This window comes from Acidobacteriota bacterium, from assembly GCA_016196035.1.
Classification (GTDB): domain Bacteria; phylum Acidobacteriota; class Blastocatellia; order RBC074; family RBC074; genus JACPYM01.
Map to the genome: position 1 here is coordinate 81,819 of JACPYM010000125.1, position 12,889 is coordinate 94,707.

A 12,889-nucleotide genomic window follows, 5' to 3' on the forward strand; every position below is an offset into this window, starting at 1 on the left:
CGGAAGGTCTGTTGTCTTACTTCTCAGCCATGCGCGAAGAGTAACGGCCCAGCGTGTTGGGGAACGCCCGGATCGAAGCGGGCGCAGTGATCTTGTTCTCCTGCAACACTTCTTTGGCCGTCACGTTTTCGCCGTAAACATCGCGCATATCATCTTTGTCCGGCTTGATGACGACGCCTTTGAGTTCGAGTCCGGCAAACAACCCTTTGCTGCGCGAATAGGAGAGAATCTGCGCATTCATCTTCAGATCGGTCGAAGCGCCGGCTTGGCGCCCGACCGGCCCGGCGGCCACCGAAGCGTCGCCGCCCAGCGTGAAGCCGTCTGACAGCAAACTGTTCAGCCCGTCCTTGTTCATGAACAGCATCACGAAATCAGTGGATTGCGCGCCGATCTGCAAGCCGAAGCTGCCGCCGCCCAAATTGAAAAAGGCCGGGGCGCTCCAGCCACTTGCCGTGCGGCAACTCGCCACGCCGCGCCCGCCGCGTCCGCCGATGATGAAGCCGGCTTTAAGCACGGAAGGGAAGACCGCGACGCATTCGGCGTGCTCCAGTAATTCCACGGGAATCCCTTTGTCCGGGGTGCCCATAATCTCGTTAAAGACGCGCGCGGCCTTGTCGGATTGGCTAATCTTATCTTTGAGATTCTTCTGCGCCTGCGCTTGCGCCACGGCGCTGACCGCCAGCGCCAGGCAGAAAGTTACTAACAACCTGCTGATCAACTTACTTTTCATAACTATCCTTTCGAGTAATTCGTCTCCCAGCTCGCACGCGTTCGAGGTCGGGCGAGGATTCGCCGCCTGTGTTACTTGCTTTGCAGAACGAAGGGAGTGGCAGCATCTTCGTTCAGTTCGAAAAAGATTGCTGTGCAGTAATGAACGTGGTTGGAAAGAATTATGGCTGAACTGAGAGTGAAAGTTAGGGTAAGCGAAATTAGGGTTTGGGCGCGCGGTCTGTTGCTACTAACCGTTCGAGCATTTCGATCTGCTGCTGTTGCATACGCACCAGGTCTACCCATAACGAATCGCGCAACTCATTGAATTTTTCGTGCAACTGCATAATCTCCAACTCGGCTTTCAGGTTGACCTCGTAATCGTTCTTCGCTTGCTGATGATCTTTTTCGGCCTGGCGGTTCTGGCTCATCATCAAAATCGGCGCGGCATAGGCGGCCTGAAATGACATGGCGAGGTTGAGCAGGATGAAAGGATACGGATCCCAGCGGTAAACATACGCCGTGATATTCAACACAATCCACACCAGCAGCAACACGCTTTGAATGATGATGAAGCGCCACGAACCGATGATCTGCGCGAAACGATCCGCGACCCGTTGCCCAAAGGTCAGTTGCTCTTCGAACTCGTGCGCGACGTTGCGCGCGACGCGGCCGTGCTTGATGAAGCTTTCGACGATCTGGCGCTCGTGCTCAGAGAGCTTGTCGAGTTCTTTTGCCAACAGGCGTTGGGCGGTCGCGGTTCTATTTACGGTAGTCATACGTTGCAGCCCGCTCGTTGTTTTTAGGCGCTCCGTTCAAGCCATTCAAGCAGCGCGCGCAAACTGCCCGTCGCCAGACCAATGCTCGTGTCCGCCGCGCCGTAATACAGGTGCAGCGTGTCGCCATCCGCCGCCAGCGTGTAACCGCACGGGAAGACGACGTTGCCTACATCGCCGTGCTGTTCGTATGGTTCCACCGGGCCGAAGACCCATTCGTCGCCGCGCTTGATACAGCGTTCCGGCGCGTGCAAATCAAAGAGCGCAAGGCCGAGCCGGTAAATACAGCCAGCCGCCGTGTGTTTGACGCCGTGATAGATCACCAGCCAGCCTTGCGGTGTTTCAATGGGCGGGGGCGAAAGCCCGATCTTGTTCGCGTCCCACCACGCGCCGCGCCGTGCTTCCATCATCAACTTATGACTGCCCCAATGCAGCAGGTCGGGCGAATAGCTGATCCACATGTGCGCACGCGGCGCGCTGACCGGGCGATGAATCAAGGCCCAATTGCCGCCGATGCGATGCGGCAGCAACGCCGCGTCTTTGTCTTCCGGCGGCATGATTACGCCGAACCGCTCGAAGGCGCGGAAGTCTTCGGTGAAGGCGAGCGCCACGCCCGGCCCGTCGCGCGTGTAAGCCGTGTAAACAAGCGCGTACTTTTTCAGTTCGGGGATGAAGGTGATGCGCGGGTCTTCGATGCCCCACAACTCTTCGGGATGCTTGCCCGGCTCGGCCAACATCGTCGGCTGCGCATCAATCTGCCAGTCATCCACGCCATTGGCCGAACGCGCGGCGGTCAAATGCGAATGCCCGCGCCGATCTTCGACGCGGCAGAGCAGCAGCGTCGTGCCGTCGGGCAGCAATGCGGCGGCGGGATTGAATACACTGTTGATCGGGTATGGCCAATCGGCGGCGGTCAGAATGGGATTGAGTTTGTGCCGCTTGAAAAGTTCGGGTGCTTGGTTGTTCATTTCGTTACCGAAAAGTGAAAAGTGAAAAGTGAAAGGTGATGAGTTGTTGTTGCCGATTAAAGAGGGGCTTCTTCATCGGCGAGGAATTTGTTTGAACCAATCAGGCTTCACTTTTCACTTTTCACTCGTTACCGCTTGCAACGTGTTTTCAGCCAGCCGCAATTCCAGCAAAGATTGTAGAAAGGCTAGCGTAGATTCCGCGCCCTGATTTTCGTTCGTGCGGTCGGAATGCAAGCCGTCGCGGCAACCGCCGGTCGTCGGGTCATAAATCGTGCGGTTCAGATCGTTGCGTCCGAGGAACCATTGAAAGGCGCGGCGCGCTTCGTTGCGCCAGCGTTTGTCGCCGGTGATGCGATAGGCTTCGAGACAGGCCGAGACTGTCACTTGCGCCTCGACCGGCTGTTGATCGAAGCGGGCGCGTTTGCCTTTGCGTGTATAAAAACCATTCGAGCCGATGGGGACGAAATGCCCGCCCGCCGGTTCAGAGCGTTGCAAGTCCGTCAGCCAACTCAGCGATTCCAGCCCGGCCTCGGTCATGGCCTGATTGGGAATCCATTGCCCGCACATCAGCAAGGCTTGCGGTAAGGCCGCGTTGCTGTATGTCAGCCCGGCTTCAAACCAGCGCCACTTGTCCGTGCGGCAATGTTGATACAAAGCCAATAAGCGCTGGGCTAACTCTTCACGAACTTGATTGGCCATGCTGTCGCCGGAGTAACGTTTCAAGTATTCGTGGATGCCGATGAGCGCGAAGGCCCAGGCGCGCGGGCTGGTCGTGGCGCTTATGGCGGGCAACGATTGCTCGAAAACCCAGCCAGCCATGCTTTGCAACGCGGGCGTGTTGGAGCGGCCCAACACTGTGCCCAGCGCCAACAACGTGCGGCCGTGACTGTCTTCTGAGCCGCTCTCTTCCAGCCAGTTACGTTGGTAGCCCATGAAATTGCGAAAGCGCCCGTTCTCAGGATTGTAGGCATACCAGACGAAGGCCAAATAACGCGTCGCCAGGTCTTCGGCTTCGCTGTTGCCGGCTTCTTCGAGCAGCACGCTTACTTGCAGCGCGCGCGCGTTGTCATCAATCGTGTAGCCTTCGTGATAGTTGGGCACGGTGAAAATGGCGTGCTGCAACATGCCGGTGTCATCGGTCAGGCGGCGCAAATGATCGAGTTTGAGCGGCGGCAATTCGCCGGGCCGTTTATCGAGCGGCTTCACCGCCAAGCCGTGTTGCGTGTAATGACGGCGTTCGGCGCGCGCGCGTTCAAAGCTCTCGACGTAGCGGCGCGCCACCTGCGGCCAGATCATCTCGCGTCCGAACATGTAAGCCCGCTTGCGCATCGCGTGACGTTTGGCCTCGTTGTCCAGCAAGTCAATCACTTGCTCGGCCAAGGCCGCCGGATTGCGGAACGGCACCAGCGCGCCGCGTTCATCGGCCAGCATTTCTTCGGCATACCAATACGGCGTCGAGATCACGGCCTTGCCCGCGCCGACCGTGTAAGCCAGCGTGCCCGACGTGATCTGCGCTTCGGTCAGATAAGGCGTGATGTAAATATCCGCCGCGCCGATGAACTGCACGAGTTCTTCCAAATCAACAAAACGGTTGTAGAAGATCACGCTGCCCTCGACGCCTTTTTCCTGCGCCAGCCATTGCAGCGACAAACGATAGGTTTCGCCTTCGTGGCGCAGCACGTGCGGGTGCGTCGCGCCGACCACGATGTAAACCACGTTCGGATGACGCTCCAAAATCGCGGGCAGCGCGTTGATGACCGTTTCGATGCCTTTGTTGGCAGAGAGTAAGCCGAAGCTGAGCAGCACGATTTTGCCTTCGACGCCAAACAGGTCTTTGTGGAAGCTGGGATCAACAAAAGGCAGATCGGGGATGCCGTGCGGGATGAAATCAATCTTCGCGGCGGGCACGTGATAAATGTCTTTGAGGAATTCCGCGCCGCGCTCGCTCATCACGACCAGGCGGTCTGACAAGCCCGCGACTTGTTCCAGCACGCGCCGCTGCTCGGCGTCCGGCTCGCGCAACACGGTGTGCAACGTGGTGACGATGGGCATGTTCAATTCGTGCAGCAGCGTCAGCACATGGCTGCCCGCGCGTCCGCCGAAGATGCCATATTCGTGTTGCAGACAGACCAAGTCTACGTTGTTAATGTTCAGGAAGTCGGCGGCGCGCCGGTATGAATCAAGGTCTTTTTCCGTCAGCTCAAAGCGCACACGGGGCGGATAATCATAGCCCGCTTCGGTGTCGTTGACGGGCACCGCGATGCACTTGATGCCGCTGTATTCGGCGGCGATGGCTTCGCACAGGTCGGTGGTGAAGGTGGCAATGCCGCATTGGCGGGGCAGGTAATTGCCGATGAAGGCGAGGCGATTGATCAAATTGGTTGGGCCGGAGTCGGTCACGAACAGTTCCTTTCGAGGTTTCCTGGCGGGAATCCTCAGCGCCCGGCTAAGCGCTCACCACGCTGCGTTTTTGCAGCGCTTCGTTGATAAGTTCTTCGGCGGCGCTTTTGGGTTTGCTAATCACTTCGGCGATTTCGCTGACTAGCAAGCGGCGCGCCTTTTCCAGCATTTGCCCTTCGCGAAACGAGAGTTCTTTGGTGGCGCTCAACACCGTGAGTGACTCGACGACTTCGGCCAGGTCGAAGGCGGAACCGGAGGCCAGCCGTTTCGAGTTTTCGTTGGCCCGTTGCTTCCAGTCCTTGGCCGCGCTGACGCCCTGTTTGAAGCGGCTGAGCAATTGCGACAGTTCAGTCTGACTCAGCAAGCGCCGTAACCCACTGGCTTGGGCTTTCTCGACAGGCACGAACAATTCGCCGCCGCTCTCGTCCAGCAGCGCCAATTGATAGAAGCTGACGGGTTGGCCGCCGATCTCTTTCTGCACGATTGAGTCAATCAGGCAAGGCCCCTGACTCGGGTAAATCACTTTGGTTCCCACCGTCAATGTCATTTGTTCATCCTCCTATCAACAATTCATCAGCGCTCGGCAACTCATCTTTCCTTCAGCCTGCTGTGGAAGGCGCATACATCTTGCTTGAGTTGGGCGCGAATCTGATTGGTTCCTTGTCAGGTGAGCTATTGACTTCAGGTGGTCTGACGAATTCAGAAAATCTGAGAAGGGAGTAAGCTAAGCTCTTTTCATCAGTACACTAGGCTTCTAAAGCACCTTTGTCAATTTAGCGATTTTCAAGGGAGCGCCCGTCCAGGGCTTTTGCAAAGTCCTTAAAACATCTGCCAAAGACCTTTGACTGACTCCTGATTCCTGGTTCCTGATTCCTGCTAAACTGAAAATATCGGCTGATTTTCAATTTGTCAGGTATCAGGAGTCAGGAATCGGGGGCAGTCAAACCGTTCGAGCGCCCGCGCTGGCGACTTGGCAAACACCCTGAGTGCCCGTCAGGCCAGCGCTTTGCAAAACTGTCCAAGCGCGTCGCGGCCAGGCCGCCAGCCGCCGCGCCAATTCCTCTCTAACCAAACAATCTTTCCGCATTTCTTTGGCACCGGTAATACGGCGCGGCTTTCAGCAACTTCCCCCGCCGAGCGCGGAGTTATGCCTGGTGCGAGCGGCGCGAGGCGAAGAAACCGCGCCGGTCTGCTGAATATTCGCGGGAGCGATCATTTGGCAGGCCCTCATCAACCACGAAGGAGAAAGACTATGAAAAGGCTTAGTTTTGCAATGACATTCGTTTTAGCAATCAGCGCATTCATTCTTTGGCCGGGCGGTTCTCGCCCGCAAGCGGCACCGGCAGCGCCGGTAGTAATTGATTTCGAGAATTTAGCCTCAGGCAGCCCCGTGACCGGTCAATATGCGGCGCAGGGCATTACCTTCAACAGTGTGAAGGTGCTGCGTTACCCCAGCATCCCTGGCTTTACGCATTCGGGCGTGCAAGCGGTTGAGCAATGTTTTGCGCAGGAGTTTTGCAGCGCGCCCATTGATATGAGCTTTACCGCCGCCCAGCGCCGCGTCAAGGTGTGGGTCGGGTTATCAACGCCATTCAGCGTGAGCACCACCGTGCTTTTGCGCGTGCTGGATGCGAACGGCGCGCAAATCGGACAAGCGACCGCCGCGTTCAATGCAAGCAACAGTCCGCAGTTGATCCGCACGCCGTTGGAAGTCACGGTATCGAGCGCCCGCATCCGGCGCGCCATTGTGAGCTTTTCGCCCACCACCAGCGCCACCAATTCGTTGGCTGTGGACGACATTGAGTTCGACAGCGCCGGGCCGCCGCCGCCTTGCCCAAGCACACAACCGCCGACGCTGAACTTCATTCAACCCGCGAACGGGCAGACAGTGCAATTCAACGGCTTCATGCTGGAAGCGCAAGTCAATTCGCTGGATACGCTCGCGACGGCGTTGACGTTGACGGCCAATGGGCCGAACGGCGCGACGCGCTCCACGGTGTTGACGCTCAACAATGGCAAGTATGGCCCCATCCACTTCAATGATTTCCTGTTTGTTGGTGTCAACACACTCACGCTCAAATACCAGGATTGCAAAGGCACGGTGCAAAGCAGCAGAACGATCACCTACGCGCCGATTCCGGCAGGCACGCGGTTCGAGTTAATGAGCATCGAAGTCACGCAGGCGACACAGGATGCCCGGAACGGTGTGCCGTTGATCGCGAATAAACCAGCGGTGGCGCGCGTCTTTTTGCGCATTCAACCGCCCGCCGGGCAAAACGTCGCGATCAACGACGTGCGCGGCTTCCTGACGGCGCAACGCCGCAACGGGAAAGTTTTGGGCGATTTTTTGGCGCCGGGCAGTTTGCGTCCGTTGAATCTGATCACGGCCACGGCTTCGACTGACCTGAACGCGCGGCGGCAGAGTTTTACGGCGAGTTTGAATTTTGAATTGCCCGCCGCCTGGACGGCTGCCGGGGATTTGCACTTGAGCTTCCGCCCCGACATCAAGGACAGCCCGACCAGCCCGTCGAATCTGCCTTGCACGAACTGCGACAACGGCAACCCCTTAAACACCTCGCTGCCCCTGTTCGTGAAATTCTCGCCCACGCGCCCGATGAATCTGATTCTCGTGCCATTTGTCTATCAGCCTCGCAACGAGCCGCCGTTCCCGCTTTCGGCAGAGCTTTTGTTTACGCCCGCCGGGGCGCTGCAATGGACGAACAACGTCTATCCGCTGCCGGGAAACTTCCCCTCGGATAGCGCAGGCATCAACCTGATTCGCATCCTGCCGCGCCGCACGACGACGCGTAACCTGCAAACGCAAAGCGGCAAAGATGCCTTCCTGGCTGACCTGCAAAGCCTGCTCGCCAGTTTGCAAAGCCAGAGCGGGTCGAACATTCCTTCGGACACGCGGCTGTTAGGCATGGTTCCCTGCGGTTGCGGCGGCGAAGCCTATTTGAATGGGCGCGCCGGGTTCGTTGACACCTGGGCCGAAGAGAATGGCCCCGTGCCCGCCGCCAATTTTGAAGGCTACGGCACGACCTGGGCGCACGAACTGGGTCACACCTTTGGGCGCAGTCATGCGGGCAATTGGCACGGTGAAGCGGGCGGCGGCGGCTTCGATGCGAATTACCCCAACTTCCACGGCGGCATCGGGCAACCGGGCCTGGCGTTGATTACCGAATGGTGGCGCGCTGGCGGCACGCCTTATTTCATCGCGCCGGGCGCGGCGAATCCGGAGGCCTTGGGGCCGCACGCGCATGACTTTATGTCTTATGGTCAGAACGATCCGTTGAACACCGGCTTTTGGGTTTCGCCCTACACGTACACGGCTTTGTTCAGCAAGTTCAAACTCAGCACGAGTCTGAAAGTTGGATTTGTCACTGACCAGACGCTCGCGCAACGCAGCCTGCCGGAAGAGAAGCCCGCAGAGAAACTGGTTGCCAGCGGACAGCTTGGCGCCGACGGCACGGTTGAACTGCAACCGTTCTATCGCACCAGCACGGCGTTTAGTTCCGGCGACGGCGCGACAGGCGAATTCAGTCTGGAGTTGTTGGACGCCAAAGACCGCGTGCTGATCGCGCATCACTTCGACGCGCAAGCGGTTTCGCACGACGAAGCAGGCACGCTGGGTTTCACGGAATTCGTGCCTTGGAACGCTGACGCCCAGCGCATCGTGCTCAAACGCAAAGACGCGATCCTGGCCGTGCGTTCGGTGAGTTCACACGCACCGAGCGTGCAAGTGATCTCGCCCAACGGCGGCGAATGGCTGAGCAATAAAGCCGTCATCGAATGGGAAGCCAGCGATGCCGACGGCGACGCGCTCAGTTACGACGTGCTTTACAACAACGGTGTTGACGCGACGTGGTGGCCGCTGGCGACGGGCGTCACAGCGACCTCGCTCAGCGTTGACACCGCGCTCTGGCCCGGCTCAGACCAGGGCCGCGTGATGGTGCGCGCGACGGATGGCGTCAACAGCACTGAAGCCGTATCGGATAAGCCTTTTGTCGTGCCGCAGAAGGCTCCGTTGGTCGGCATTCTCAATGCGGACGCCGCGCAATTGACCGCCATTGCCTATGATGCCGAAGACGGCTTGCTGCCGGCGGCGAACCTCACCTGGACTTCGGATCGTGACGGACGGCTCGCGCCGGGCCGTCAGGTGAAGTTGCAGGGGCTTTCCAGCGGCAATCACGTAATCACGCTCACGGTGACTGACAGCCAGGGCCACACGGCCACGGCCCAGGTCACGAAGCTCGTGAAATAGCCGAAAGGGAGCCGCGCGAAGCGGCGCTCCTTGACCAGCGGTGAAATAGCAAAATGGCGGCAGGAAGCAGCGCGCGCGGTTCCTGCCGCCACTCTGTGTTGCCTTGCCTCAGGCGCGAAGCAGTTGCTTGTGCCTCAGTTACGCCAAAGTTACGCCAAAGTCTCACCGGCCATTGCCTACGAGCACAAATCCCGCCCAGTAAAATGGATGACTTGTATCGGGCTGTTTCAGCAGCTTCAACGCCGCCTGGCGCAAGGCCGTCGCTTTTGTCGTCTTGCCCGGCGCGAGCAATTGGCGGTGGAAGTCGAGCAGCAGGTCGCGCGTCCCGGCGGATTCGACTTTCCATTGACTGACGACGGTCGCGGGGACGCCCGCGACAAAGAGCGCCCAGGTCAGGCCGATCACGCCTTCGCCTGCGCCGATGCGGCCACGCGCCGTTTCGCAGGCCGAGAGCACGGCCAAGTCAGCGTTCAGATCGAGTTGCAGCAGTTCCCAGGCTTCGAGCAAGCCATCGTCCTGTGCGCCGTTGTGCACCTCGCCTTGCGCCAGTACCAGATAGGAATAGAGCGGCGCGGCGTTGTTCAGGACGCCGTGCGTGGCGAAATGCAGTACGCGGGCGTTGCCAGCCTCGGCTTTGGCGCGGTCTTCGCGCGCGGCGGCGCCGACATAAATTTTGCTGTGCGCCGCGCCATAAAGCTGGCCCAGCGCTTTCACTTCGCGTTCGGCGGCGGGCAAGGGGGCCAGCCTTTCAGCGCGCCGCGTCAGGGCCGTGCGCGCGATGGTTTCCTGACCGAGCGCCGGATTGCCGAACGCCAGCAGAGTGGGCGGCGCGGTTGCTGCCTGTTGTCCGGCCCGCCCGCGCGACATCTCGCGCAACACGGTTAGGGAAGGCGCATAAGTGATTGCAGCGTCTTCCAGCACGAAGCGTTGTGCGCCAGTCAGCAGCGCTTGAAACGGCAAATCCCACAGCTTGTCATCCGGCACAATGATCAGATTGGTTTTGCCTTTGAGTTGCGCCTGCGCCGGTTTGAGCAGCAGCGTGTAAAGCTGCGCCGCCGCCGCGCGAAAGCCCAATTCACGATTGGCGAGTTGCTGGCGAAAGCTTTCGACCTGGCGGGCGAGTTCCGCGCGCGGCACTGGCAAGGTGAAAACGCGCACGTCGGCTTGCTGCGCAGTGTTGCGGGTCACGGTGAAAAGGTAGGTCGCGTGTTTGGTCACGACGAATTCGAGCAAGGCGCTGGTGGTGGCGGGCAGCAGCGCGGCGAGTTCGGCTGCTTGAATGACGGGCGCTTCACCGCGTTGGGTTTTCAATTCGGGATGCGCGGCATAGAGCGAAGTTTGAAAGGCTTCGTAAGCCAGCCGTGCTCTGTCCTGGCGCTGTTTCAGTTCGTTGATGAGTTGCGGCGCGGGCTTGTCCGCCTGTGTCGCTTCGGCCAGTTGGGCGTTGAGTTGGGTGAGTTGCGCTTTCAAGCGGCGTTCCTCTTCGCGCTCGGCTGGCGTCATTGCTTTCTGGATGCCGATGCGCCCGCCGTGCAGCACATCCAGCAAGGCGCGCGATTTGGCGCGTTCGGCAAAGGCCAACGCCTCAGCCGGATGGTCTTGCGTGCTGAGCAAACTCACCAGCGCGTGATAGGGCGCGAGTTTGGATTCAAAGTAACGTTGCTGTTCCACTTCATTGCCCGCGACCTGCTGGCGCAAGGTTTCGACGATGGCAATGGCTTCTTCAAACGCTTGCCGGGCTTGGGCGGGTTGGTTGAGCGCACGATGAATCGTCCCGGCGGTGTAGCGGATTTGCCGCAGCAGATCGGCCTCGCCGCGCGCGCGCGCCAGCGTTTCGGCGCGTTCGACATTTTCCAACGCGCGTGTGTATTGGCCTTGCTTCTCATACACGCTGCCCAGAAAACCGAGGGCCGTGATGATGCCGGTTTTGTAATCCAGCGCCTCGCTTTTCTCCAGGCTGCGTTGCAGGTAATCACGGGCTTGGGTGAAATTGCCCTGGTGATAATGAATCCCACCCAGATTGTGCAGCGCGTCGGCGATACCTTGTTTGTCGCCCAACGTTTCGCGCAACGCCAGACTGCGCTGGTAATACTCAAGGGCCTGCGGGTAATCCTCCTGCGCGTAATAAATGTCCCCGATGCCGGCCAGCGTGTAGGCGATGCCGGGTTTGTCGCCCAGCGTTTCGCGGACGGCCAGACTCTTGTGGCTGTATTCCAACGCCTGTGCGTAGTCGCCTTGCGCGTTATAAACGAGCGCCAGGTTATGCAAGGTGCGCGCGCTGCCCGCCTGATTGCCCAATGCCTCAAAGAGCGTCAGACTGCGCTGGTTATAGGTCAGCGCCAGCGCGAAGTTGTCCTGTTCCAGATAAACGATGGCGAGGTTGCCCAAGGTGCGCGCCTGACCAGCTTGATCTTTCAAGGCTTCAAATTGCTTGAGGCCCTGCTGGTAGTAATCCAACGCACGCGCGTAATCGCCTTGCGCGTCGGTCACGACGCCGAGGCTGCCCAAGCCTCGCGCCACACCCAGCCGGTCGCCCAACTCTTCGCTCATTTGCGTGCCCCGGCGAAACAGGTCGGCGGCCTGCTCCCAATTGCCTTGCACGTATTGCAGGTTGCCCAGATTGCGCAGCGTGCCCGCGACGGCCAGTTTGTCGCCGAGCGATTCGCTGAGCGCCAGACTTTGTTGAAAATGAAGCTGCGCGGGTTCGTAATCACCTTGCGCCCAATAAACGTTCCCCAGGCTGTTGAGCGCGCGCGCAATGCCAGGTTGATCGCCAAGTTGTTCGGCCAGTTTGCGCGCCAGTTGATGCAGCGGCAGCGCCTGCTGAAAGTTGCCTTGCTCAAACGCGCGATTGCCTTGCTCCACCAGCGCGCGCGCCAGGGCAGGCGTCGCCAACTCTTTTTCTTCGACTTGGATTTTCGTCAGCAAGGCCATGCGTTCCGGCTCGCTAGGCAGCGCGGCTAAGGCGGCGGCCACTTCATCATAGGTCGAAAGCTCGCGCCAAACCTTCCACGCGCCGTCTTCCTTTACCCATTCGAGCGTGCGCGCCCGTGTGTCGTAGCCGGGTTTCTCGCGGCCCGTTTGCGCTTCGAGCACTTGCAACTCGACCATCACGCGCACGCTGGCTTTAGCGTCTGCGACCTTGATTTGGCCGACGGCGAAGCTTTTCAACACCAGCCGCGCGCCGCTCGCAAACAACTCGGCGTCGGCCTTCCGGCGGGCTTCCAATTCGGGCGCTTGTGCGCTCCACAATCGCAAAAAGCCGTCCACGTCTTTGGCCGTCCAGGTTTTGAAAAAGGATTCCGCGCCCGTGCGCAAGGCCGCTTCATCGGCTGAACTTTGGCTGCTCGCAGCCGCCAGCGTTGGCTGAAGGCTGTAAAAACTCAGGCTGAATACAATGGCCCACCATTGCAGACGTGATTCCAACCACATAACCAGACTCCTTCCCGATTGCCCGATTGCATAATTTGCCGATGACGCCAGGCCAAATTATTCCGGCGGGCCGTCGCCATAGGCAAAGGTCAGTAAATTCTCTCTGTGCGTTCAAGCATTATTTCGCTAGGGGGAATAAATCCTGCTGCTGGGTTAAGTCTGGCGCGGAGTGTACTCCGCTTTCTTGAAATCGCAAGGCATGTTTGGACTCGTGTGCATTGCGCCGATTGGTCAGGCTGAGCTTGATAATTATAGCGATTTGCACTTGAGTGCGACCCGGCGTAGGGGCAGACCTGCGTGTCTGCCCCGGTGGCCTTTGTAGCCTTCGATTCCATCTGACG

At 59.2% G+C, this 12,889-nt stretch carries 7 protein-coding genes; 1 reads left to right on the top strand and 6 read right to left on the bottom strand.

Annotation, left to right across the window (positions count from 1 at the left end; all coding sequences use genetic code 11):
• Window positions 1-16: 16 nt before the first annotated feature.
• From HY011_34975 to HY011_34995, 5 genes are all read right to left on the bottom strand, one after another.
• The gene (locus HY011_34975) at window positions 17-715 is read right to left on the bottom strand and encodes a lipid-binding SYLF domain-containing protein (GenBank protein MBI3428159.1); all 699 of its coding nucleotides are present in this window, start codon (window positions 713-715) and stop codon (window positions 17-19) included.
• Window positions 716-929: 214 nt separating this feature from the next.
• Window positions 930-1,487 carry a DUF1003 domain-containing protein gene (locus HY011_34980; protein MBI3428160.1) on the bottom strand — a complete coding sequence of 186 codons (558 nt, stop codon included), beginning with the start codon at window positions 1,485-1,487 and terminating at the stop codon, window positions 930-932.
• 23 nt (window positions 1,488-1,510) lie between these two features.
• Window positions 1,511-2,452, bottom strand: a complete 942-nt coding sequence (locus HY011_34985) for a glycosidase (protein ID MBI3428161.1) — start codon at window positions 2,450-2,452, stop codon at window positions 1,511-1,513.
• 114 nt (window positions 2,453-2,566) lie between these two features.
• Window positions 2,567-4,825, bottom strand: a complete 2,259-nt coding sequence (locus HY011_34990) for a glycosyltransferase family 4 protein (protein MBI3428162.1) — start codon at window positions 4,823-4,825, stop codon at window positions 2,567-2,569.
• A gap of 73 nt (window positions 4,826-4,898) precedes the next feature.
• Window positions 4,899-5,399 carry a hypothetical protein gene (locus HY011_34995; protein MBI3428163.1) on the bottom strand — a complete coding sequence of 167 codons (501 nt, stop codon included), beginning with the start codon at window positions 5,397-5,399 and terminating at the stop codon, window positions 4,899-4,901.
• A 705-nt stretch (window positions 5,400-6,104) separates the two neighbouring features.
• On the opposite strand from HY011_34995, the gene HY011_35000 reads away from it, so the two are divergent.
• Window positions 6,105-9,116 carry a hypothetical protein gene (locus tag HY011_35000; GenBank protein ID MBI3428164.1) on the top strand — a complete coding sequence of 1,004 codons (3,012 nt, stop codon included), beginning with the start codon at window positions 6,105-6,107 and terminating at the stop codon, window positions 9,114-9,116.
• Between the two features lie 162 nt (window positions 9,117-9,278).
• On the opposite strand, the gene HY011_35005 is transcribed toward HY011_35000, so the two are convergent.
• The gene (locus tag HY011_35005; GenBank protein ID MBI3428165.1) at window positions 9,279-12,548 is read right to left on the bottom strand and encodes a tetratricopeptide repeat protein; all 3,270 of its coding nucleotides are present in this window, start codon (window positions 12,546-12,548) and stop codon (window positions 9,279-9,281) included.
• Window positions 12,549-12,889 lie beyond the last annotated feature (341 nt).